The sequence below is a fragment of the uncultured Proteiniphilum sp. genome, from assembly GCF_937873925.1.
Lineage (GTDB): Bacteria > Bacteroidota > Bacteroidia > Bacteroidales > Dysgonomonadaceae > Proteiniphilum.
In genome coordinates this window covers 19,744-44,790 of record NZ_CALNAT010000229.1, presented here as the reverse complement: position 1 = coordinate 44,790, position 25,047 = coordinate 19,744, and the positions used below count along the sequence as shown (strand labels likewise).

At 46.9% G+C, this 25,047-nt stretch carries 22 protein-coding genes and 1 riboswitch; of the genes, 17 read left to right on the top strand and 5 right to left on the bottom strand.

Going from position 1 to position 25,047, the window contains the following annotated elements:
• Positions 1–53: 53 nt before the first annotated feature.
• Positions 54–1,688: a chaperonin GroEL gene (gene groL / locus Q0502_RS15940; RefSeq protein ID WP_298652899.1), complete on the bottom strand. Its 1,635-nt coding sequence runs from the start codon at positions 1,686–1,688 to the stop codon at positions 54–56.
• A gap of 84 nt (positions 1,689–1,772) precedes the next feature.
• Positions 1,773–2,045 (bottom strand): co-chaperone GroES, encoded by a 273-nt coding sequence (locus Q0502_RS15935; RefSeq protein WP_298652896.1) that lies wholly within the window; start codon positions 2,043–2,045, stop codon positions 1,773–1,775.
• 305 nt (positions 2,046–2,350) lie between these two features.
• Here Q0502_RS15935 and Q0502_RS15930 point away from each other — a divergent pair, with 305 nt between their 5' ends.
• The 14 genes from Q0502_RS15930 to Q0502_RS15865 all read left to right on the top strand — a co-directional run bounded on the left by Q0502_RS15930 (position 2,351) and on the right by Q0502_RS15865 (position 16,592).
• Complete coding sequence (locus Q0502_RS15930; protein ID WP_298652893.1) at positions 2,351–3,190, top strand: helical backbone metal receptor; 840 nt, start codon at positions 2,351–2,353, stop codon at positions 3,188–3,190.
• 30 nt (positions 3,191–3,220) lie between these two features.
• Positions 3,221–3,751 (top strand): cob(I)yrinic acid a,c-diamide adenosyltransferase, encoded by a 531-nt coding sequence (locus Q0502_RS15925; RefSeq protein ID WP_298652890.1) that lies wholly within the window; start codon positions 3,221–3,223, stop codon positions 3,749–3,751.
• A gap of 124 nt (positions 3,752–3,875) precedes the next feature.
• Positions 3,876–4,892: an iron ABC transporter permease gene (locus Q0502_RS15920; protein WP_298652887.1), complete on the top strand. Its 1,017-nt coding sequence runs from the start codon at positions 3,876–3,878 to the stop codon at positions 4,890–4,892.
• Between the two features lie 98 nt (positions 4,893–4,990).
• Complete coding sequence (locus Q0502_RS15915; protein ID WP_298652885.1) at positions 4,991–5,797, top strand: ABC transporter ATP-binding protein; 807 nt, start codon at positions 4,991–4,993, stop codon at positions 5,795–5,797.
• Positions 5,798–5,944: 147 nt separating this feature from the next.
• Positions 5,945–6,183: riboswitch (cobalamin riboswitch) on the top strand.
• A gap of 134 nt (positions 6,184–6,317) precedes the next feature.
• Positions 6,318–8,459 carry a TonB-dependent receptor gene (locus Q0502_RS15910; RefSeq protein WP_298652882.1) on the top strand — a complete coding sequence of 714 codons (2,142 nt, stop codon included), beginning with the start codon at positions 6,318–6,320 and terminating at the stop codon, positions 8,457–8,459.
• A 72-nt stretch (positions 8,460–8,531) separates the two neighbouring features.
• Complete coding sequence (locus tag Q0502_RS15905) at positions 8,532–9,041, top strand: bifunctional adenosylcobinamide kinase/adenosylcobinamide-phosphate guanylyltransferase (RefSeq protein WP_298652879.1); 510 nt, start codon at positions 8,532–8,534, stop codon at positions 9,039–9,041.
• A gap of 148 nt (positions 9,042–9,189) precedes the next feature.
• On the top strand, positions 9,190–10,194 hold the full coding sequence (gene cobT / locus Q0502_RS15900; protein ID WP_298652876.1) for a nicotinate-nucleotide--dimethylbenzimidazole phosphoribosyltransferase: 1,005 nt from the start codon (positions 9,190–9,192) through the stop codon (positions 10,192–10,194).
• 24 nt (positions 10,195–10,218) lie between these two features.
• Complete coding sequence (cobS, locus tag Q0502_RS15895) at positions 10,219–10,974, top strand: adenosylcobinamide-GDP ribazoletransferase (RefSeq protein ID WP_298652873.1); 756 nt, start codon at positions 10,219–10,221, stop codon at positions 10,972–10,974.
• Between the two features lie 7 nt (positions 10,975–10,981).
• Entirely contained in the window at positions 10,982–11,509 is a 528-nt protein-coding gene (gene cobC, locus Q0502_RS15890) for an alpha-ribazole phosphatase (RefSeq protein WP_298652854.1), read from the top strand.
• Between the two features lie 34 nt (positions 11,510–11,543).
• Positions 11,544–13,028: a cobyric acid synthase gene (locus Q0502_RS15885; RefSeq protein ID WP_298652852.1), complete on the top strand. Its 1,485-nt coding sequence runs from the start codon at positions 11,544–11,546 to the stop codon at positions 13,026–13,028.
• Between the two features lie 71 nt (positions 13,029–13,099).
• A complete protein-coding gene (locus Q0502_RS15880) occupies positions 13,100–14,122 on the top strand; it encodes an aminotransferase class I/II-fold pyridoxal phosphate-dependent enzyme (protein ID WP_298652849.1) in 1,023 nt (340 codons plus the stop codon).
• Between the two features lie 7 nt (positions 14,123–14,129).
• Positions 14,130–15,089 carry an adenosylcobinamide-phosphate synthase CbiB gene (gene cbiB / locus Q0502_RS15875; RefSeq protein ID WP_298652846.1) on the top strand — a complete coding sequence of 320 codons (960 nt, stop codon included), beginning with the start codon at positions 14,130–14,132 and terminating at the stop codon, positions 15,087–15,089.
• 359 nt (positions 15,090–15,448) lie between these two features.
• Positions 15,449–15,964, top strand: a complete 516-nt coding sequence (locus Q0502_RS15870; protein WP_298652843.1) for an SRPBCC family protein — start codon at positions 15,449–15,451, stop codon at positions 15,962–15,964.
• A 70-nt stretch (positions 15,965–16,034) separates the two neighbouring features.
• Complete coding sequence (locus Q0502_RS15865; RefSeq protein ID WP_298652841.1) at positions 16,035–16,592, top strand: DUF192 domain-containing protein; 558 nt, start codon at positions 16,035–16,037, stop codon at positions 16,590–16,592.
• A gap of 70 nt (positions 16,593–16,662) precedes the next feature.
• Here Q0502_RS15865 and Q0502_RS15860 read toward each other — a convergent pair whose 3' ends face one another.
• The 3 genes from Q0502_RS15860 to Q0502_RS15850 all read right to left on the bottom strand — a co-directional run bounded on the left by Q0502_RS15860 (position 16,663) and on the right by Q0502_RS15850 (position 20,520).
• Complete coding sequence (locus Q0502_RS15860) at positions 16,663–17,226, bottom strand: pyridoxamine 5'-phosphate oxidase family protein (RefSeq protein ID WP_298652839.1); 564 nt, start codon at positions 17,224–17,226, stop codon at positions 16,663–16,665.
• A complete protein-coding gene (locus tag Q0502_RS15855) occupies positions 17,227–19,656 on the bottom strand; it encodes a prolyl oligopeptidase family serine peptidase (protein WP_298652836.1) in 2,430 nt (809 codons plus the stop codon).
• A gap of 102 nt (positions 19,657–19,758) precedes the next feature.
• The gene (locus Q0502_RS15850) at positions 19,759–20,520 is read right to left on the bottom strand and encodes an SDR family oxidoreductase (protein ID WP_298652834.1); all 762 of its coding nucleotides are present in this window, start codon (positions 20,518–20,520) and stop codon (positions 19,759–19,761) included.
• 130 nt (positions 20,521–20,650) lie between these two features.
• Here Q0502_RS15850 and Q0502_RS15845 point away from each other — a divergent pair, with 130 nt between their 5' ends.
• The 3 genes from Q0502_RS15845 to Q0502_RS15835 all read left to right on the top strand — a co-directional run bounded on the left by Q0502_RS15845 (position 20,651) and on the right by Q0502_RS15835 (position 24,916).
• The gene (locus Q0502_RS15845) at positions 20,651–20,881 is read left to right on the top strand and encodes a hypothetical protein (protein WP_298652832.1); all 231 of its coding nucleotides are present in this window, start codon (positions 20,651–20,653) and stop codon (positions 20,879–20,881) included.
• A 154-nt stretch (positions 20,882–21,035) separates the two neighbouring features.
• On the top strand, positions 21,036–22,157 hold the full coding sequence (locus Q0502_RS15840; RefSeq protein WP_298652830.1) for an AI-2E family transporter: 1,122 nt from the start codon (positions 21,036–21,038) through the stop codon (positions 22,155–22,157).
• A gap of 206 nt (positions 22,158–22,363) precedes the next feature.
• The gene (locus Q0502_RS15835; RefSeq protein ID WP_298652828.1) at positions 22,364–24,916 is read left to right on the top strand and encodes an ATP-dependent Clp protease ATP-binding subunit; all 2,553 of its coding nucleotides are present in this window, start codon (positions 22,364–22,366) and stop codon (positions 24,914–24,916) included.
• Positions 24,917–25,047 lie beyond the last annotated feature (131 nt).

Here is a 25,047-nt window from a genome sequence, read left to right as displayed (position 1 = left end):
TTTCATTCTCAGTCATCCGCCTTCAGCGTATCGATATAATCTATATGGAGTGATTACATCATGCCGCCCATTCCGCCTCCGCCCATCGGCATCTGCGGAGCAGGATTTTCTTCTTTTTTATCGGTGATCACACATTCGGTGGTGAGGAACATGCCGGCGATGGAAGCCGCATTCTCCAGAGCAACACGGGTCACTTTAGCTGGGTCGATCACTCCTGTTTCGTAGAGATTCTCATACTGGTCGGTGCGGGCATTGTAACCGAAATCGGCTTTGCCTTCACGCACTTTCTGTACTACTACGGCACCTTCTTTTCCGGAGTTGACCACAATCTGGCGAAGGGGCTCTTCGATGGCCCGTTTCACGATCTCGATACCGGTGGTTTCGTCTTCGTTTTCGCCTTTCAGGCCTTCAAGTGCCTCAATAGCACGGACATAAGCAACACCGCCGCCGGGAACTGTTCCCTCTTCTACGGCAGCACGTGTGGCCGATAAGGCATCCTGCACGCGGTCTTTCTTCTCTTTCATTTCCACTTCGGAAGGTGCACCCACGTAAAGTACCGCTACGCCACCGGCCAGTTTAGCCAAACGTTCCTGCAGTTTTTCACGATCGTAGTCGGAGGTGGTTTTCTCGATTTGTGCACGGATCTGCCCGATACGGCTGCTGATGGCTTCTTTTTCGCCCTCCCCGTTCACAATGGTAGTGGTATCTTTGTCAATAGTCACTTTTTCTGCGCTACCGAGCATATCGAGAGAAGCATTTTCCAGGGTGAGCCCTTTTTCTTCGGAGATCACAACACCTCCGGTAAGTATGGCAATGTCTTCCAACATCTCTTTTCTGCGGTCTCCAAATCCGGGAGCTTTTACCGCAGCTACTTTCAATGAGCCGCGCAAGCGATTCACAACCAAAGTGGTGAGTGCTTCCGAATCGATGTCCTCGGCGATGATCAATATTGGTTTGCCGGTTTGAATTCCTTTTTCCAGGATAGGAAGTAGCTCCTTGATAGCAGAGATCTTTTTATCATGGATAAGGATAAGCGGATTCTCAAAATCCACCTCCATCGCTTCCGTATCGGTTACAAAATAGGGTGAGATATAACCCCGGTCGAATTGCATCCCTTCCACCACGTCTACGTAAGTGTCGGTACCTTTCGACTCTTCCACGGTGATCACTCCTTCTTTGCTCACTTTCTGCATAGCTTCGGCGATCAGTTTACCAATGGTTTCGTCTCCGTTTGCGGAAATTTTAGCAACGTTTTCGATCTTTTTCAGGTCATTCCCTACTTCAACGGCCTGATTTTTCAGATTGTCAACCACAGCGGCCACTGCTTTGTCGATACCACGTTTCAAATCCATCGGATTGGCGCCGGCGGTAACGTTTTTCAACCCAACTCCAATGATAGATTGTGCCAATACTGTGGCGGTAGTTGTTCCGTCTCCGGCATCATCATTGGTTTTAGAGGCTACCTCTTTCACCAGTTGCGCGCCCATATTCTGGAAAGCATCTTCCAGTTCGATCTCTTTTGCCACGGTAACACCGTCTTTAGTGATCTGAGGTGCGCCGTATTTTTTATCAAGAATTACATTCCTGCCTTTAGGCCCTAATGTTACTTTAACGGCATCTGCCAGTTCGTCCACGCCCTTTTTCAGAAGGTCGCGGGCATCCATGTTAAATTTAATTTCTTTAGCCATTTTATTTCGATTATTTGTTTTGTTTTTTAACAGATTGACTGAATGGATTGAGTAAGATTGACTTCCACCTTTTAGGGGTACTGTTTAGTCAATGATTGCTAAAATGTCAGACTGACGCATGATGAGGTGTTGTACGCCCTCAATTTCAATTTCAGTGCCTGCATATTTTCCATAAAGCACCTTGTCGCCTTCTTTCACGACCATTTCTTCATCTTTTGTACCTTTTCCCACAGCTACTACTTCACCTTTCAGTGGTTTTTCCTTTGCCGTATCGGGGATAATGATTCCACTCACTGTTTTTTCTTCCGCAGCTGCCGGTTTTACCAGCACTCTGTCTGCCAATGGTTTAATGTTCATACTACTAAAATTGATGTTAATATAATTAATGTTATTGATCTAATTGACATAACCACAACTGCGAATTCTGTGCCAAATTTATTCAAATCCCTTTTCTGCCAAAAAAACAATTGAGCGGGAATGGAAACTGACAAAATTTCTGACAAAATTTCAGCCACCCCCTTATACGAAATCTCGATGACAAAAAAACCCTTCTCTTTTCCCGTTTCTTGTTACCTTTGCATGGCATTTAGTGGAAAAGTGGAAAAGAGGGAAGGTGATTAGGGGGTCAGGCTCTATGGGTATTGATTGATAGAAATAATTGAATGATGAAAAAAATATTTCTTTTCTTCTGTATTATCACGGTATTTGCCGTGCAGGGACAGCCATATACACGCATCGTATCGCTGGCGCCCTCGTTCACGCAAAGCCTGTACTATCTGGAAGCGCAGGATAATCTGGTGGGATGTACAAACTATTGCAAGGCAGCCAAAGGAGGTAACAAAGAGATCGTAGCTTCGACCGTAAAAGCGAACATTGAGAAGATCATCAGCCTGAAACCCGATCTGGTACTGGCTTCCGGACTGACCAATCCTAAAGACGTCGAGCTACTGCGCAAGGTTGGAATAAAGGTAGAGATCTTCCATTCTCCGAAGTCTTTCCGGGAAATCTGCGATCAGTTCGTCCGTATAGGAGCATTGACCGGCAAAACCGAAAAAGCCAATATCCTGGTGGAAGAAAGCAAACAAACGGTTCAGAAGATAGCGAAGAAAAACAACCGACGGACAAATCCTAAGATATTTTTCCAGATCGGCGCCAATCCCTTGTTCGCCGTTATTCCCCACACGTTTATGAATGACTATATGACGTTGCTGGGCGCTGAGAACATCACAAAAAAACTTACTTCAGGCAGCGTTACCCGTGAATTCGTTATCGCCAACAATCCCGATTACATTTTTATTGCTACCATGGGTATTGTGGGAGAAGAAGAGTTGAAACTATGGTACAAGTATTCCAACCTGAATGCATCGCGAAAGAAACAGGTCTACATCATCGACTCGGATATCGCCTGCCAACCCACCCCCATCACATTCGCACAAACGATGGAGATAATAGGCGAACTGATGGAAGATTCAAGAACCAAGAGCCAAGACAATAAAAATTAAAAAATAATTCGTATCCAAATTGATAGTCAGATGAAAAAGTTAGGATTAATACATTTATATACCGGCGACGGGAAAGGGAAGACGACGGCTGCCGTTGGATTGGCCGCACGCGCTCTGGGCAGCGGTTTCAACGTCTGTTACTGCTCGTTTCACAAACGTCCCGAAAAATACGGCTACTCCGAAATGGAAAGCCTCAGGAAACTCGGCGCAACCGTGCTGAATTTCGCCAAAGGGCATCCGCATCTGGATAAAACTATTGATGAGAACCAAATCAGAAAGGAAGTCCCGGAAGCCGTACAAACCATAAAAGAGAGGCTGGCTTCGGAACATTACGATCTGCTTATCCTGGACGAGATCCTTATTTCCGTCCGCGATCACTATCTGGACGAATCCGTACTGCTCGATTTCATTAAAGCCAAGCCGGAAGACACTGAACTCGTACTGACGGGCAGAGCCGCCACAGAAAACATAATGGAGCTTGCCGATTATGTATCGTTCTGCAAAAAACTGAAACATCCGTACGACCGGAAGATACGAAGCCGGAAAGGAATTGAATATTAACAGGAACGTTCCTATTGAAACAAGTAAATTTATTGAATACATTATTGACGTATCAGCACAGGCTTCAGAATAATCATTCACTCATTATTCTTAGTTGGGACCAATGATATCTAATCACACAGGAATGGGACAAAAACAACTGGTTTGGGGCATATATGTCCTGCTGCTTCTGGCGGGGATAACGGGAGCCGTGCTGCTTTCGCTGGGGATGGGCGAGATCCCGATCCGCATCGGTGACCTGCCGCGCATTCTTTCCGATAAAGAGAGTATGGAGTACGGCGTATTGGCATATATCCGTATCCCCCGGACATTGCTCGGCCTGACTATCGGCGGAAGCCTCAGCCTGGCCGGCGCCATATTGCAGGGGATCTACCGGAATCCACTGGTAGAGCCCTATACCCTCGGGATCTCCGGCGGCGCGTCGTTGGGCGTCACCTTCGCCATTGTGGCGGGATTGCACCTGATTAATATCCTGTTCCTACCGTTGGCCGGATTTATCGGCGCTTTCGCGACCATCTTCCTTGTATATACCCTCAGCCTCGGAAGAGGCGGGCTCAGTGTCAACCGCATGTTGTTGATCGGTGTCATGATCAGCTTCATCGCTTCATCACTGATGATGTTCCTCATGTCCGTCACCTCCACAGACAACATTCACGGCATTGTTTTCTGGATCATGGGTTCACTCAACGAATCGAACAATACCATGATCACGGTAATGATCGCCCTTTCGGTATGCTGCCTCATCGTATCGTACCTGTTCGTGATGCCTCTCAACGCGCTGCGGCTGGGAGAAGAAAAAGCCAGGCATCTGGGATTTGACGCGAACAGCGTGATCCGCATCCTGTTTATCGTGACCTCACTGCTGACCGGCGCATGCATTGCCGTGGCGGGGATCATCGGGTTCGTGGGACTGGTCATCCCGCACATCGTACGCCGGTGGGTAGGCACTGATTACCGTATACTGCTTGTTTCATCCTTCCTGAGCGGCAGCATATTCCTGATTTTGTGTGATGTGATGGCACGCACTATTATTTCACCCAACGAACTGCCTATCGGAGTGATCACCGGTATTGTAGGCGGTGTGGCTTTTATCCTGTTGCTGAGTAACACGAGACGAAAAGAGTCAAAAATGGATGAATGATTGGATGACTGGATGATTCAATATGCCAATGTGAATAATATGCCAATGTGCCAATAAAAATAATGTGGTAATTCATAACTTATAACTCATAATTTCAAATGAGCCATTTCCTCGATATACAGAATCTCTCCTGCGGATATAGTAGCGGTTTCCGGGTGTATGATATCAACCTGTCGCTCACCGAAGGGTCGTTTGCCGGAATCATCGGCCCCAACGGATCGGGGAAAACTACGCTGTTCAGGGGAATTGCGGGGACATTACCCTTAAAGGACGGCTGTATCCTGCTTGAGGGAAGTGACCTGTCGAAACTTACCTGGAGGGAAAAAGCGCAAAAGCTCGCCATCGTTTCGCAATTTTCCGAAACGGCGGAACTGTCGGTAGAGGAATATGTGCTGATGGGACGACTCCCCTATCGTCAACGGTTCCAGTTCTTCGACAGGAAAGAAGATATCGGGATAGCGCACCATTATATGCACCTGACCAATACTTACCGCTTGCGCAACAAATCGATGGCAGAATTAAGCGGCGGTGAGCGGCAAATGGCCAATATCGCCTGTGCCCTGTCGCAACATCCCCGCCTGCTGTTGCTCGATGAGCCCACATCACATCTCGACATTACTCACCAGATGCAGTTCATGAACCTGATCCAGCGGCTCAATGAAGAGATGAAACTGACCGTGATGATGATCGTACACGACCTTTCACTCGCCGCCGAGTATTGCGACTTCCTGCTGATGATGAAAGACGGGACGACCTTTTGCAAAGGGACACCGGAAGAGGCAATAACCTATGAACACATTGAAAGTGTGTACGATACGGTCGTAATTGTAAAAACCAATCCCATATCAGGCAAACCCGTGGTCTTTCCCGTCTCCGAACAACGCCTGCGGAACGGGAAAAAATAGGTTATCTATTTTTCAATCTACTAATTATCAACCCGTATACTGGACAACACTTGATAAATTTGCTGCTAATTCCTGACTGGATTGGCATTATTACGATCGGATAAGTTTCTTGAATCGTTTTTTTTCCTGATCCCAAATAAAAGTAGTACCTTTGCACCGCTTTCGGGTATAAAGGAATTCGGTAATTTGCCGTAAGCAAAAAAGCCGAAGCTGTACCCGCAGCCGTATGTTCCCGATGGTTAGATTATTCCCGATGTTTTGGGAATAGTCTCACTGACAAGGTTCTCCGACGCGAAAAACGCGAACGTCACTGTCCCGTTACGGGATGGGAAGACAACGGATAATCGGAACGAGCCGGAAGACCTGCCCGAAAGCATCAGCCATCCAAGCTTTCGGGATAAAAGCAGCGTTGAGATTACTTCCGGCCTCCTATACCTCCGAACAGCCGGAATTTCACGACACCCTCTCCCTCGAAAGTTTATGGTTCAAACAAATTCACTGTTTAACTGTAAATTTTTTTATGAACAAGAAATTTTTTTCGGGCATGATTGCTCTGGTTTTTGCCGGCACGTTCCTCCAGGCACAGGAATCGGCCGAACAGTCGTATGACCTTGATGAAGTGGTGGTCACCGCCACCCGCATGAACCTTCCGCTAAAGAACGTTCCACAGAAGGTGGAGATCATCGACAGTAAAAAGATAACTACGGTACAGGCCGATAATGCCGCCGACCTGCTAAAAAGAGTAACAAACCTAGATATCCTTCAATATCCGGGATTAAGTGCGACTATTGGGATGCGTGGCTTTTCACCATCGGCACATTCCCGCAGTTATACATTGTTACTAATTGACGGAATGCCTTCCGGTACTACCAATTTGGCAACCGTCCCTACGGGGATAATCGATCGCATCGAAATAGTAAAAGGGCCCTACTCCGTTTTATACGGTTCGGATGCGATGGGCGGTGTTATTAACATTATCACAAAGGCTTCTTCTGACAAAGGCATAGCAATGCTTGGTGTTAAAGGAGGAAGCTTCGGTCAATTCGAATTCAGCGAATATGCGAATGTACCTATGAACGAACGGTTTTCATTTTCATTCGGATTGTCGCGGAAAGTGCAAACCGAAGACTATCGCATTGGGCGTAAAAATCTTTTGCCGCTCAACGAAAAAGAGAAACTGATACTTGATAAGCAATCATACGGGGATACATTGAACAATTCAAAATATAGTACAAATCAGGTTTCCACAAAATTGAACTATCTGATCTCAAATAAATGGACTGCCACACTGGCGTCATTCCTGACACTCAACCGCGATGTGGAAACACCCGGAAACTACTGGCACACATATACCGACAGTAAAAAAGACCTTAACAGGATCAATCTGCTTGGCCAGATAAAACGTTCTTCCGACAATCATGTATTCGTTGTCTCACCGTACCTCTCGTATGATAGAGAACGCTTTTTCAGTGATATTACCGACCAGGGTTTTGTCAACCTTATTGGAAAGACCCGCGAGTATGGGGTGAAGGTGAACAACACCCATCATTTTGGTAATTTTTCATTGTTGACGGGCATAGACTATGATATATACGATTATCGTTCGAAACGTTTTAAAGAAGCAAATACACCCGATGTTCCCTATCAACCTGACAACCGGAATCAAAAACTATCGGTGCTGGCCCAACTGGCTTACAATGCCGGAGGAGTGTCCGCAAATGCGGGATTGCGTTACAATTATATAACATACAGTATCCGCGAAAATGCTGATTTACAAACAAAAGGTGTTACCGAACATTACTATAATTTCAACCCATCGGTAGGGATCAAACTGGATATCATCGACGGGTTAAAACTGCATTCGAGTTTTGGCACAGCCTTCAGTGTCCCGGATGCATTCAGAATCGCCGGAGACTATAAGATAGAAACTTATTTTCCCGATTGGGATTTCTGGTGGAGACAGGTATATGTAGGAAACAGCAATTTGAAACCCGAGACGTCCAACACTTACGATGTAGGATTAAGTTACAATCGAAGAGGACTCAGCTTCGATATCACCTACTTTAATACCCATCATAAAAACATGATTGTAAAAGATCTGGAAATGACGGATGATACCGTTCGCTACATCAATTCCGATAAAGCGTTTATGGATGGACTGGAACTGATGGGGTCGATAGACCTGGCCGCATTGGCAGGATACAGGAGCAAGTTCGAAGTGTATACCGGATTCACAATGTTATTCAATTTCAATTCTACGGGTAGAAAGGGTGAGAATGACGCAACGATCATCACACGGGATTTACTATATGTACGCAAAACGAACGGTAATTTCGGCATCTTTTTCGACACCAATAACAAGTTCTCTACACGCTTGCATGCCCGATTTATTGGAAAGCGACTGGAGGAAGATAACTTCGCCCAGCTCCGTCCTGAAATTAAGGAAATCGATTATTATGTCAAAGGTGGATATACGGCAGGCGATCAGGTCCTTCAGCATCCGGCACATCTGGTATTCGATTATTCCGTCTACTACAACATAACACCAAAGGCACGCATCGGGATCTCTGTATCCAACCTGTTGGATGAGAATTACACCGAAAAAGACGGATACAATATGCCGGGACGCAGTATTCTGGGTTCAGTCAGCTATTCGTTCTAAAGAATTTGGTAAATTTGCGCCCAACACTGGGAGCCTTCAATGGTGACATCAAATAATTTATTGTAAAGAGAAATGCGGGAGATCATTTTCATAACAGGCGGGCAACGGTCGGGCAAAAGCCGATTCGCACAAAAGTTGGCGGAAGGATATTCCGCCCACCCATTGTATTTGGCTACAGCCCGCCGCTGGGATGATGATTTCGAACAACGAATCCGCCGCCATCAGGCCGACCGTGGCGAAAAATGGGAAACCGTTGAAGAGGAAAAACAATTGAGTTCGCTCCCACTTTCCGGGCGGACAGTGCTGCTCGATTGTATCACACTGTGGCTGACCAATATTTTCCACGACCATCAATATGATCTTCAGGCATCCCTGGAAGAAGCAAAGTCGGAATGGGACAGGTTTATTCAGCAGGATTTCCGGCTGATTGTGGTTAGTAACGAAATCGGGATGTGCCTGCATGCGCCTGATGAGGTGTCGCGCCATTTTACCGATCTTCAGGGATGGGTAAATCAATATATAGCCAAAACGGCCGACAAAGTATATGTGATGATCTCGGGTATTCCGTTGCAATTAAAGTGAAAATGCGTGGTGAGGTGTGGTGAGGTGATTAGGTGGAAAAGGGCAGAGCCAACAAAAGTGAAGTTAATATGCGACTGTACCAATTGGTAGGGAATAAAAGGAAATTAAGTAATTGAGATATTGAAAAAGAAGATAAACAAGAAAAAACATGAATTTTGAGATTGCGCTCCTCCACAAAATTGACAGCCGTACAAAACCATTGGGTTCGCTCGGCAAACTCGAAGATATCGCCTTTAAGATCGGCAAAATACAGCAAACGCTTACGCCCGAACTGCGTAACCCCGCCATACTGGTCTTTGCCGCCGACCATGGTATTACCGACGAAGGGGTAAGTCCTTGTCCGAAAGAGATCACTCACCAGATGGTGATGAATTTTGTTCACGGGGGAGCCGGCATCAACGTGTTCGCACACCAGCACGATATACGCCTCAGGATCATCGATGCAGGGGTAGATCATGACTTTCCTGCCGGACTCGGCATCGTCGATGCCAAACTGGCCCGCGGGACGCACAATATGTTGCATCAGCCTGCCATGACCGTCGAAACCTGTCGCAAGGCGATGGAAAAAGGGGCGGAATTTGTGAAACAGGAATTTGAGAACGGTTGCAACGTGATCGGTTTCGGCGAAATGGGTATCGGAAATACTTCGCCGGCATCACTACTGCTACATAAGTTTACCGGTATTCCGCTCGAAGACTGCGTAGGACGCGGCGCCGGACACGACGAGGCGGGCGTCCGCCGCAAATATGGGATTTTAAAACAGGTTGCGGAAAAGTACAATCCCGATACGCCGCTTGAGACGCTCGCCACCTTCGGCGGGCTGGAGATCGCCATGATGTGCGGCGCCGTGCTCGAAGCCAAACGGCTAAACATGATCATCCTCGCCGACGGATTCATCGCCACCTCGGCATTCCTGGCGGCCTACGAGATGCAACGGGATATCACAGACAATGTGATCTTCAGTCACGCCTCCAATGAACGCGGACATAAAGCCATGGTAGAATATATGAATGGAAACGCTGTCCTGTCTCTCGATCTTCGGTTAGGTGAAGGGACAGGTGTAGCGTTAGCTTATCCTATCCTGCAATCCGCGCTTGTTTTTCTCAATGAAATGGCAAGTTTTGACGAAGCCGGGGTGCATCATGCGGGGTAAAGTTGAAAAGGAAAACCAAGACAAATGAAACGACAACTGAATCTCTTCCTCCATGCCCTGCAATTCTACAGCCGGATACCTGTGGGCAGGACAGATTATTCGGAAGATAATCTCACCCGTTCCTTGCGTTATTTCCCTCTGGTGGGTATTATCACAGGGGCTGTAGGAGGAGCCGTTTTCATGTTGTGTATGCTTGCTTTTCCGCAAACTATCTCGGCAACGGCAGCCATTATCGCCATGGTGGGTGTTACCGGCGCCCTGCATGAAGACGGACTATCGGATTTCTTTGATGGTTTCGGCGGCGGATATACGAAAGAGCGTATTCTGGAGATTATGAAAGACAGTCGTATAGGGGTGTACGGCGTCATCTCGCTCCTATTTCTTTTTCTGGCTAAGTTTTCATTATATGTCTCCATGAATGTGCAGCATCTTCCTGTCGTCCTTATCGCGGCGCACGCCTCCAGCAGGTTCGTCCCGGTCGTGCTGATGAGAACGTCAACCTATGTTCGCACTGAAAGCAGCAAATCGTCTCATTCCCGTAATCATCCGACCAATATCACACTTATTATAGCGCTCATTTTTGCCGTTTTACCGTTAATATTCATTCCCTGGCAAATAACTTTGATCGTGACGGCCGTTTACACTCTTATTTTAATTTTCTTAAAAAGATATACGGAAAAGAAAATAGGCGGGTTCACGGGCGATATTCTGGGTACGTTGCAGCAATTCTGTGAAGTAGCTTTCTACCTGGCGTACACAGGAATTATTTCGTATATTTAGGCGCGATATGCAACTCTATTTAGTAAGACACACACAGGTCGATATGCCGAAAGGCATTTGCTACGGACATGCCGATGTAGGACTTGCCGGCACATTTCCCGAAGAAGTCACGTCTGTACGGTCTCAACTGCAGGACATTGTGGCGTTCGATAAAATATATTGCAGCCCGCTGAAAAGATGTATAATGCTGGCACAAGAATTAGCCGACGATTTTATTATCGATGAGCGGATAAAAGAATATAATTTCGGGGATTGGGAACGTAAAGAGTGGAATGATATATACGTGTCAGATGAAGGCAAAAAGTGGTTTGACGATTACGTAAACACAGTCTGCCCGCAAGGGGAATCTTTCCGGATGATGCTCGAAAGGGTAGAACTTTTTATACATGACTTGCCTGCCGATGCGGAAAATATCCTGATTGTCACACACGCAGGCATCGTAAGGGCTTTTTTTATCATTCTCGAAAATTATACGATAGGGAAGGCATTCGACACGCCCGTAGCGTACGGGCAGGTAATAAAAATAAAAGTGTAAATATATTACTTCATAATTCGGAGATATTACGCTGATGAGAAAAAATACAGTATATGGCAGACTTCGTCCTATTATGTTTGTCGGTACCGGTTCCGACGTGGGGAAATCGGTGGTTAACACCGGTTTTTGCCGTATATTCCTGCAGGACGGTTACTCCCCTGCCCCGTTCAAGGCTCAGAACATGTCGCTCAACAGCTATCCTACCGGCGACAACCTCGAAATAGGCCGCGCACAGGCTGTACAGGCTGAAGCGTGTAGCATCGACTGTTCGGTGGAAATGAACCCGGTATTGCTGAAACCGACCAGTAATTCGACCTCCCAGGTCGTGCTCAACGGCAAGCCCGCAGGTAATAAATCGGCACGGGAATATTTCAACAAGACCGACCGCGATGCGCTGTTTGCGGAAGTAATGCGTTCGTTCGATAAACTGGCAGCCCGCTATAATCCGGTGGTGATTGAGGGGGCCGGCAGTATTTCCGAGATCAACCTCTGGGAAAAAGATATCGTGAACATGCGCGTGGCATTGCATACCGCCGCTGCAACATTTCTGGTGGCCGATATCGATAAAGGAGGTATTTTCGCGAGTGTGTACGGAACTATCCAACTGCTTCCCGAAGCCGAGCGCGCTGCCGTCAAAGGAATTATCATCAATAAGTTCAGGGGGGACATCAGCCTGTTCACCGACGGAAAGAAGATATTGGAAGAACTGACCAGAAAGCCGGTAGTCGGTATCATCCCTTATTGCCAGGGGCTTTTTATCGAACAGGAAGACGGTGTGATCCTCGAAAAGAAAAGAACGGCTTTCGAAGCGGGAAAAATCAATATCGGGGTGGTGCTGCTGAAACACCTGTCGAATTTTACCGATTTCAATATGCTGGAGCAGACGGCGGGCGTGAATCTTTTCTACTCGGACAAGCCTGAAACATTGTCGCAGGCCGATATTATTGTGATCCCGGGGTCGAAAAATACCCTGTCCGATTTGAAAATATTACGGGAAAAGCGTCTAGATAAGACCATTGTGGCACATCACCGTAACGGGAAACCGGTTTACGGTATCTGCGGCGGTTACCAGATGATGGGAAAAGAGGTGCGCGACCCCGACGGCGTGGAGGGCGATATCACCGCATTGCCCGGGCTGGGCATTTTACCGGTTGTCACTACCCTTGCCGGTGGGAAACAGACACGGCAATGCAGGTTTTCGTTCATCGAAGGCGGCGCTTCAGGCGAGGGGTACGAGATACACGCCGGACACACACCTTCCGGTCAACCGCTCTGCCGCATGGAAAACGGCGAAACGGACGGTTACTTCCTGAACGACAAGACCTGGGGAACCTATATCCACGGGATTTTCGACAATGCATCGGTCATTGAACCGGTGCTGCGCCGGATAGACCCGGCCATTTCCGCTACCGTCAATTATAAGACCCGGAAGGAAGAGGGGTATAACCGGCTCGCCGACGTGATCCGTGAAAATGTGGATATGGAGTATATTTATCGATGTCTGCGGGATAGTGATTAAGTGGAACGGTGATTAGGTTGATTTGACAGTTGATAATTGATAATGGGTAATTGATAACTAAAAATTAAGGGATGCTAACAGGACATGGTAACGACCTATACGACTATCCGGACAATATAAGGTGCGATTTCAGCTCCAATATTCCTTACCGGAACGCGTCGGAAGCCATGGCGGCTTATCTGAAAAGACGCATGGAAGCTATCGGGAATTACCCCGATCCGAATGCCCGCAAGCTGACATCACAATTGGCGGATTTCCACGCTGTTTCTGCCCATAATATATTGATCACGAACGGTTCTGCCGAAGCGTTTTATTTGCTGGCACACCTTTTTCAAAACCGGAAAAGTCTGATTCCCTACCCTGCCTTTTCGGAATATGAGGATGCCTGTCGCGCTTACCGGCACGCGATTTCGTTCCTACCCGTGAGATCATTATGCGACATCGTCCGTTTTGAAGCCGACACGGTTTGGTTCGGCGTACCGAACAATCCCGACGGAACACTCGTGGACAACGCCACAATTTCCCGTTTTTGCAGCGAAAATCCCTCTACCTCTTTCATCGTGGATGCGGCTTACGACGATGTATGCCCGCGAAACGAATCCGTGAAATCGTTACCAGGCGGGCTCAGGAATCTCATTACCGTCTATTCGTTTACAAAAACCTTCGGTATTCCCGGATTGCGGTTGGGATATATTGTTGCCGACCGGCAGATAATCGACGGCATCCGTTCGTTGCGTCCGCCCTGGTCGGTAAATGCCCTGGCGCTGGAAGCCGGAAGTTTTATTCTGGAGAATTGGAATAAGTTGCTCCCTGATATCGCTTCTATCTGTGCCGAATCGGCATGGCTACAACAAAGGCTTACCGCCTTGCCACAACTCGAAGTGACCGCTTCGCCGTGCAATTTCTTTTTAGTAAAAATGAAAGAGAGAACGGCAGCGGAATTGAAATTGTTCATGATTGACAGATTCGGATTATTGATCCGCGATGCGTCCAATTTCAGGGGATTAACCGTACAATATTTTCGTATTTCGGTACAGGAAGAAGCGTGGAACCGGCAACTCATTGAAGCCTTAAAGTTGTTCTTCTTAAAATAAAACGACTTTGTACCACTTTTTTATTATATACCAGGATTTTCTGATCCCGCTATTAGGGGGACTGCTGCTGGATGCGCTTATCGGTGATCCGCACCGTTTACCGCACCCCATCCGACTGTTCGGTCGCATAATCTCATGGTGCGACCGGCAGTTTAACCGGGGAAACCATCGGAAGGCGAAAGGCGTATTTGTCGCTTTAGGGCTGGTCGTTTCGGTTTTTGCCGTTTTTACAACCATAGAATGGTTATTGGACGAATACACTACTGCTAAAAACATTCTCAACACGATTCTGTTTTTCTTTGCAATTGCGAACCGGAGCCTGATCTCCGAAGCGATGAAAGTAGAAAAACTGGTCATGAAAGGAGATATTCCGGCTGCACGGAAACAACTGAGCTGGATCGTAGGACGCGACACATCCCGGTTAACAGCAAAACAGATCCGTACGGCAACGCTCGAAACATTGGCCGAAAACCTGAGCGATGGTGTAATCGCCCCCCTGTTTTTCTATGCGCTCGGCGGCATTCCCCTGATAATGGCATACAAGATGGTGAATACGATGGATTCTATGATCGGATATAAAAACGAAAAGTACCGCGATTTCGGATGGTTTGCCGCCCGCATCCTCGATGATACCGCTAATTTTATTCCCGCACGGCTGACAGCTTTATTGATGGTCTTGGTGCCGCCCTCACGACGCGGATTCCGTTTTATCCGCACTTATGCCAAATGCCACTCAAGTCCCAATTCCGGTTATCCCGAATCAGCACTCGCCGGGATACTCGACTGCCGTTTCGGCGGCCCGAACGTGTATCAGGGTAAACTCGTCGAAAAACCGTATATCGGGGAGAACGACCGGGATCTCACCCATGCCGATGTGCGACGTGCCTGTTTCATCAACCTGCGTGTTACCATGACAATGATGCTGGCGATCATCGCATCCCTTTACGGATTATTCCATCTTTTTTGAGCCGCGAAACCAAAAGACAATTATCTTGATATAGATTTATCGAATCACTAGTGCGAACACAGAAGAAAAACTTGTTTGCCTATGTCGAGCGTGAAAAACGACTAATTTTAATGAACTATATTTTTCACTGTTTGTTTCATAAGAGGTGAAATCCGAAATAATAATAAGAAATTCAGCTGACATAAAAATCAGGAAAGTGAAAGCAATGAGATAATTTTCCCGCTAAAAAAGAAATAAAATTAAATGTGCACTTCAACTTAAAATGCAAAAGCTATGAAACGAGCATGAGAATTGTTCTCACACAGGGACATGATTATAGCGAGTTACATACACCGAAATATAAAAAGTAAAATAATCGTATGAAATTACTAAAAAAGATCCTCCTGATTATCGCCATTTTAATTGCGATTCCGTTAATTATTGCCTTGTTTGTTCCAAAGGATTTCGTCAGCGAAAGTGAAATCATTATCAACAAACCGAAACACGAAGTTTTCAATTACATTAAGTATATAAAGAATCAGGACAATTTCGGCGTCTGGCAGCTAATGGATCCCGGAATGAAAACCACCTCCGAAGGAATAGACGGAACGGTGGGATTCAAATACAGTTGGGATGGGAAAAAGGTAGGAAAAGGCTCCCAAACCATCACTAAAATCGTTGAAGACGAACATATGGAGTCGGAGTTGGATTTCAGTTTTGGCGAGCCTGCGAAAGGATATTTCATCCTAAAAGAAATAAACCCGGATCAGACCCATGTAACCTGGGGCATTTCCGGAAAATCGCCTTATCCCTGGAATTTTATCGGATTGTTTATGAATATGGATAAAGACTTTAAAGAAGGGCTGCAAAACCTGAAAAGGATAATGGAAAAATAAAACGCATAAAAATGTTTATTAAGTGAAGTAACAACCTATTCGAACATCCTTTTAACAAACATATCCTGAAATGAGCGCTACACGAAAAAACAGACACATTCCGCGAATCGTGTTATTATCATTGATAATCCTGGTGCTGATCGTGTCCATTATCCTTTTTTACGTTACGCAACGATCCAACCCACAAGGAGTAACCGGTACAACTCCTTCCCCGGAAGACCCCATGACAGACATCCCTTTCCGCAAACAGGGAGAGCTATTTTTCATAAGCCAACAGAATAGGGATACGCTGGCTATGATTGACATTGAAGTGGCTGATAACGACCAATTGCGCGCCCGCGGACTGATGTACCGGCGTACCCTTCCGGAAAACGGAGGAATGTTGTTCATTCAGGATATGGAAGAGATACAGAGTTTCTGGATGAAAAACACCTATATCCCACTGGATATCCTTTTTGTAAATACCGCTAAAAAGATCGTGACCATTCAGGCAAATACTACCCCGCTGAAGGAATGGAATTATGCCTCTACGGAACCGGCCCTTTATGTGGTGGAGGTAAATGCTGGTTTCACAACCCGGCACGCTATCCGTAGCGGCGACGGGATCGAATTTGTTATCGCGAAATAATAGACCGGTTTAAAATAGAAATTAAACTCCTGGGAATCGAATACATAAAGTTATTCTCAGAGAGGGTCAATTACTCCTCCCTTCCCCCTTTCATCTCCCTGCCCTCGGCATCGTATTTTTTTCGTTTGGCAGTGATCTGTTCTATGGCAATCCTGTAGATATTGGTCAATTTCATTCCTGATGCTGCCGCCATATCGAACAACGCCATTTTATCAGGAGCGTATTTCCGGCAGATCACCTCCAACGCCCGGCGTTTTCCTTCCTCGGTTGTGACGGATTCAACCTTGCCGTACACAATTGCCGAGGCATACTCGGTGGTAAACACCTTGCTCCCGATATCCGGCGCCTTGTCCCCATTCGTACGCATCTCTTCCAGTTCCTCCTCTGAAAACAGTTCCGGTACATTCACATCCGTTACGAATGTCATACAGACAAGGGGTTGCGATTGCAACAGATCCACTTTCGTCCCACTCCTCGCCGAATGAAAATAGAGGTATTCGCCCTCCCTGGCTACTGATAAGGGGATCGCATAAGGATCGCCATGCGTGTCGGTAACCGAAAGCACGGCAAATGGAGCACGGTCGATCACCTGCAACCCCCAATCGCGATCCATTTCACGGTCTTTTCTTCTCATTTATTGTTCTTTCCCTTTGTTCTTTACATATTTTTCCAGCCATTGATCCTGCTCCCACAACAGATGTAATATGTTTTCCCGGGCGGCATACCCATGGCTTTCTTTCGGCAGGATCACCAAACGGACAGGTGCGCCGAAACTTTTCAACGCCTGGTAATAACGCTCGCTCTGCATTGTGTGCGTGCCGGAATTGTTATCGCTTTCCCCGTGCACAAGCAACATAGGCGTTTTCATTTTATCGGCATGCATAAAAGGCGACATGGTATTATATACCTCAGAAGCAACCCAGTAATTCCGTTCTTCGCTCTGGAAACCAAACGGCGTGAGCGAACGGTTGTATGCCCCGCTACGGGCGATCCCCGCGGCAAACAGGTCGGAATGCGTAAGCAGGTTCGCCGTCATAAACGCGCCATAAGAATGACCGCCCACAGCTACCCGTTCCCGGTCTATGTATCCCAGCGCTTCCACGGCATCTATGGCCGCTTTGGCATTGGCGACCAATTGCTCCACAAAAGTATCGTTGGGTTGTTCGTCTCCTTCCCCCACGATGGGGAAGGCCGCATCATCCAGGATGGCATAGCCGCGCGTTACCCAGTAAACAGGGTTTCCATACGACAGGTAGGTGAACGAATTGGGATTGGCTGTGGTTTGTCCCGCGCTGCTCCGGTCTTTGTATTCGGTGGGATATGCCCACATGATCATTGGCAATTTCTCCTTTTTCTCCCTGTCGTAATCCGCCGGAAGGTATAATGTGCCGGTAAGTTCCACTCCATCGTCCCGTTTATAGCTGATCACTTCCTTATGCACGTCCGCAATGCTTTTGAACGGGTTTTCAAAGGCGGTCAACGGTTCCGGCGCACGCTTGTCCCTGATATTACGGATATAATAATTGGGATATTCCACCGGTGACTCGATCCGGGTGATTACCGTACCTTTCTTACTATCGACAAATGTGACCAGTTCCTCTACTTTATCGGTATAAGCGGATTGATAGATCCGTTTCTTTTGCAGTGTTTTCAAATCCAGTTGGTCGATAAAAGGGAACTGTCCTTCCGCCGTGAAACCGTCCCCGAAAAAATACACCGAGTTACCATCCATCTTCAACGTATAAGTTCCCCACGCGTTCTTTTCGGTTTGCGGATAACCGGGGTCGCCGTAGACATCCTGGTAATTCCGGTCGATAATGATACGTGGTTCCTGCGTATTATCCGACGGGTTAAAGACATATATTTTCTGATTCCGCGTATTCCACCATCGATCGCGAAGAATGGCATACTCATCGTTTCCCCAGGTGATACCCGCGTAACGGTTAATGGTTTTCACTAATGAACGGGGCGTTCCGGTAAACGGGATATCGAGTTCGAACACCTCATCGCGAAAATCCGCTTTCACCTCCGGATCGCCTTTATCGAGCGCCTCCACCCAGTAGAGGGTGGCCGGCTTGTCGGAGCGCCAGTAAATATTCCGCTTCCCTTCCTGCGTGGCCATAAATCCTATAGGGAGATTGTCCAGCAGCGGCTGTTCGTTGAATTTCATCATGAAATTCCCATCGGCCGTATAGATCTCCGTCACGTTGGGGAAACTGTAATAGGGTACGGTATACGAGAACGGACGGGAAAGGGTGGTCAGCAACACATATTTTCCGTCGGGGGAAAACGATTGGCCTATATACATCCCTGCCTCTTTCCATTGAGCTTTCGATCCGTCGAGCCCGACTCTATACAGTTCCGATGTCATCAGCGTTTCGAAATTGGTCTCATCGACCGGATTCTTCAACAGATCCTGATAGGTACGGTTCTGAGAGATCTGTCCGTCACTGACGGAAACAACCGGCCCTTCCGGCAAAGCTTTTTGGGTATCGATCAATCCGGGGCGGTCTTCGGGGAGGACCCTTACCAGCAGCCCGGTTCCATCATTGAACCAACTGTATGGAAATCCGGCATTGGCATTGACAACGGCATCCGTCAATCTTCTTGCCTCCAGGGTTTTCATATCGGCAATCCATAGTTCCACTCCATTTTTCACCGTATTGGTAAAAGCAAGTTTTGTTTCATCGGGCGAAAAAGAGACATTGGTAATAAGCGGTTCGGACGGTAAGCCTTGTATTTGCCGTACCTCTTTATCGGTCGTTTTTTTATAGCGGATATTATTAAAATAGGTAACGGTGCTTGATATATTGGCACCGGGATTGATCCGCAGACCTGCGAGTCGCACTTCAGGCTGATTCAGTTCGGACAATGTTTTGAACGTATTCCGGTAAAAGAACAACATCTGCTCGCCTTTGCTGTCCATATTTACCGTGGGAGCTCTCTCGATATCGACCAAGTCAAGGATTTCTTCAGGCGGAGTCTGATAGGTGATATTTTCCTGCGATTCAACAAGCCGGGTTGTCATAAGCAAAACAAATAAAAAAATATAAGTTCGTTTCATAAACTATTGATTTTCAAAAGTATATTATGAAGCTCGCAATAACTATGTTCTGGTATGTAAATATTTTTCATACTCGTTTCATTGCGGGTATATTTTTGTTTATCATGTGCTATATTTATGAAAAACAGAAGCCGACGCCTGTGCCGAAGGCATCACGACTATATCATTGATATTCACATGCGGCGGCCGGGAAATTACAAACCAAATGCACTCCGCCACATCATCGGCCACCAGGCATTCATATCCCTCATATACTTTACCGGCACGAATCTTATCCCCATGGAAACGCACGATGGAAAATTCCGTTTCCACAGCGCCGGGGCAGATCTGTGTCACTTTTACATTATGGGGAAGCAGATCGAAACGCATTCCTTTCGTCAATGCGTCCACCGCATGCTTAGTGGCACAATATACATTCCCGTTGGGATAAACCTCTTTTCCGGCAATGGAGCCTATATTGATAATATGTCCCTTCTTGCGGGCGACCATTCCCGGTGAAATGCACCGGGTAACATACAACAGCCCTTTCACATTGGTATCGATCATCCGGTTCCAGTTATCGCTATCCCCCTGCTGAACGGGATCCAGCCCGGCGGCAAGTCCGGCATTATTGACCAGCACATCTACATTCTTCCATTCCGGAGGCAGGTTTCCCAGGGTGGCATTCACTTCCGCTTCGTCCCGTACGTCGAAACAGAGATCCAATATATGGGAAGCGGTCTCTTCCAGTTTTCGCTTCAATGCATCCAATCTGTCCTGCCGTCTGCCGGTAATTATTATATCGAAACCATTTCCGGCCAGTTTCAGGGCCGTAGCTTCCCCGATCCCGGAAGTTGCTCCCGTAACCAATGCTATTTTTTCCATTCCCAAAGACTTTTAGCTTAAACCGTACCAAAAATAGTAAAAAAACCCACACAACCCTTATTTTAATAAACAAAAAGTGTATTTTTACGTTATTGAAAGATAAGGCTATATTACAAACGCATCCTCTATTATGGAAGAAAATTTTATCACAGTGAAAACATTTACTTTTGCCTCCGATGTACCTATTGTACAGACATTTATGGAAATGAGAGGGGTTGAAATCTATATGAAAAACCTTACCCTCAACCGATTGACATATCCTCTCGGCGATATAGAGATGCAGGTGAAAAGTTCCGATTACGAAAGGGCCAAAGCGGCACTGATTGATGGTGGATTTTCAAAACCGGAAGATTTTCTATAGCCCCTGGCAGTCGTCACTTCAACGGTTCGGCGTTTTTTAAGACCGGATCAGCATGAGTGAGATTGAATTGAATCAGATTGAATCAGATTGAGTAGGGTTGATCGGATGAGCAATTGGGCAAAGATTCAATATCATATATTTTGCAGAATTTCCTATGATAGTAGAACAAGAAAAAAAAGAAACACGGTATAAATATATCCTGATCGGATTTCTCATCCTGTTGGGATTGATTATTTTCAGACATACACGTCCCTATATGAGCGGTTTCCTGGGTGCGGCCACTTTGTATGTGCTTGTGAACGGGCAACAGAAATTCCTCACGCAGAAGCTTAACTTCAAAAAGTCGCTCAGCGCGTTGCTCATCGTATTGGAAGTACTTTTCTTCATTCTCATCCCCCTCACCGGACTCACTTTTCTGGTAATCGATACCGTTTCAGGGATATCGATCAATCCCGAAGCAATTCTACGGCAGTTTAACGAATTTGTCGATACATTGGAAGAAAGACTGGGATTTAATATATTTACTCCCGAAAACCTGGCCGCTTTGCCAAGAGCCGGCTCCAATATCCTGCAAATGCTCGGGAACAGCGTCTATTCATTTGTGATCAATGTTATTGTGATCCTTTTCGTATTGTATTATATGCTTTTCAACAACGATGAGTTTGAAATAGCTATCAGGGAAGTCTTGCCGTTCAAGGAGGAAAATAAGCAGATCCTGGCGGAAGAAACCCGCATGATCATTCAGGCAAATGCCGTGGGAATCCCGCTTCTGGCAATTATCCAGGGCTTTTTTGCCTATATGGGATATCTTTTTTTCGGCATAGAAAATGCGGTTTTATATGCCATTCTTACTGCTTTTTCCACCATCCTGCCCATTGTGGGAACCATGATCATCTGGGTTCCGTTAGGGGTTACACTGATGTTGGGCGGTGATTATGTGAACGGTATCGCACTGCTCGTCTATGGTACGTTTATTATTGGAGGCGTGGATAATGTAGCCCGTTTCCTGCTCCAAAAAAAACTGGCCGACATCCATCCGTTGATCACCGTATTCGGGGTACTCATCGGAATTCCCATGTTCGGGTTCTGGGGAGTCATCTTCGGGCCGTTGCTGCTTTCCCTGTTCATTCTCTTCTTCAATATGTTCCGCCACGAATATGTGCCGGGATCAAAAGCAGAACCACGCGTTACCACACGCATCAAATCGAGGAAGGTGAAGATCCCGATGGTTGAATCGGTCAAATCCAAAAAGAAAAACGTACAGGATATCGGTTGATTTATCGATTTATTAATTTACCGATTGATCAGATTTATTGATGCTGATCCCCTCCCCATTCTTTGGCATTGTTTTTGCACTTCACCATCCAAAGGCCGTCTAAATGAGAGATCATTTTTTCAGAAGACCTCCAAAAAATTTCAATCGATTTAAAATAAAAGATTATATTTGTAGTCTATACACAGCTAAAAGAAGGGATTAAATAGATGGATAGCAACTTTTCTCAGCGAGTCAGGGACATCATGGCATACAGCCGCGAAGAAGCGGAAAGGCTCCAGAATAACTATATAGGACCTGAACATCTTATGCTCGGCATCCTTCGTGATGGCGACGGATTAGCTATTCAGGTGCTCCAGGATTTCGATATCGATCTGCATGTGCTCAAAGATTATATCGATTCGCACGTGCGCGCCACCCAGGAGCCTTATGATGGAACCAGTGAACTCGTGATCAATAAAAATACGGAAAAAGCATTAAAAATGAGTATCCTGGAAGCGCGTCTCACAAAGAGTCAGGAGACCGATTCCGAGCATATTCTGTTGGCGCTTTTAAAAGAAAAAAGCACATTGATATATGATATCCTCACGCAGTTTCAACTCGATTATTCAAGTGCCTTTCTCTACATAAAGAGCATCCTTGATAACCGGACTGAAGATGGGGATAGACAATCACCCTCAGCAGGTGCCAACTTCACCGACGACGATGATGATGATGCGAACGAAAAATACCCGTTCAATCCCGGCGGAGGGCAAGGCTCTTCCCAGCAGACGAAAAGCAGCGGGTCGGATACGCCCGTGCTCGATAATTTCGGAACGGATATTACCCGCGCTGCTTTGGAAAACCGCCTCGATCCGGTAGTGGGACGGGAAAAAGAGATTGAACGCATCGCACAGATCCTCAGCCGCCGCAAGAAAAACAATCCGGTACTCATCGGTGATCCCGGTGTGGGAAAATCGGCTATTGTGGACGGGCTTGCACTGCGCATCACACAGAAGAAAGTCTCCCGTGCCCTGTTCGATAAACGGGTGATCGCCCTCGATATGGCGTCGATCGTGGCCGGAACCAAATATCGCGGCCAGTTCGAAGAACGTATCAAAGCAATATTGAACGAACTGTCGAAGAACCCCAATATCATCCTCTTTATTGATGAGATCCACACCATTGTAGGTGCCGGGGGCGCTGCCGGATCGCTTGATGCCGCCAACATGTTGAAACCGGCGCTGGCACGGGGTGAGATACAGTGTATCGGAGCTACCACGCTGGATGAATACAGGAAGAACATCGAAAAGGACGGTGCCTTGGAGCGCCGGTTCCAGAAGGTGATCGTAGATCCCACCACTCCGGAAGAGACACTGCAGATACTGCGTAATATCAAGGAGCGGTACGAGGAGCATCATAATGTGCGGTATACCGACGAGGCGTTGCAGGCGTGTGTGAAACTGACGGACCGCTATGTTTCCGACCGGACTTTCCCCGACAAGGCGATCGATGCGCTCGATGAAGCCGGCGCCCGGGTACATATCTCCAATATTGTGATACCCAAAGCCATCGAACAGTTGGAAGAAGAATTGAAAGAGGTGGAACAGCACAAGACCGATGCGGTGAAAGCGCAGAAATATGAGCTGGCCGCCAGCTACCGCGACAAACAGCGTCAGTTGCTATTGGCGCTCGAAGCGGAAGAGGAACGCTGGCAGAAAGAGATCAAGGAAAAGCCGGAGATCGTGGACGAAGATAAGATTGCCGAAGTAGTGGCAATGATCTCGGGTGTTCCGGTACAACGCATTGCACAGGCCGAAGGGCAACGATTGCTGGAAATGCGTGATGAACTGAAAAGGAAGGTGATCGGACAGGATGAGGCGGTGAACAAGATCGTAAAAGCCATCCAACGGAACCGGGTGGGATTGAAAGATCCCAACAAACCCATCGGCACATTCATGTTCCTCGGCCCTACGGGTGTGGGAAAAACCCATCTCGCCAAGAAGCTGGCGGAGTTTCTGTTCGATTCGTCCGAAAATCTCATCCGCATCGATATGAGCGAATATATGGAGAAATTCAATGTATCGCGCCTCGTGGGAGCGCCTCCGGGATATGTGGGATATGAAGAGGGCGGACAGCTTACCGAGAAGGTGCGTCGCAGGCCCTACTCCGTAGTGCTGCTCGATGAGATCGAAAAAGCACATCCCGACGTATTCAATATCCTGCTTCAGATCCTGGATGAGGGACATGTGACGGACAGCCTCGGACGGAAGATCGATTTCAAGAATACGATCCTGATTATGACGTCCAATATCGGAACACGGCAGTTGAAGGAGTTCGGCCGTGGTATCGGATTCAATACGAATCACGACGTGAGCGAGACCGAATATTCACGCAACATTATCCAGAAAGCGCTGAACAAGGCATTTGCACCCGAATTCCTGAACAGGGTGGATGACATCGTGATGTTCGATCAACTGAGCAGAGAGTCGATCTACAAAATTATCGATCTCGAGCTTAAAGGCCTTTACAAACGTATCGGAGACCTCGGATACGCTGTTGTGCTCACTGAGCCGGCTAAGGAATTCATTGCCAATAAGGGATACGATGTACAGTTCGGAGCCCGTCCGCTAAAACGGGCCATCCAGAAATACATTGAAGACGAAATGGCCGAAATGATCATCCGTACCGGCATGAAAGAAGGAGATACCGTTCTGGTGGATTTTGACGATAAAAATCAGCAGGTTGTAATGAAAGTAGAGGAAAAAGAGAAGGTAATATAACATACCCCACTCTTCTTTCCCGGTTCATCCATATTTCCGTCCCGTGCAGCATTTGCTACATGGGACGGTTTATTTTACAGCCTATTCCATGAAGATAGGATTTACCGGGCACCTATAAACAAAGGGTACCC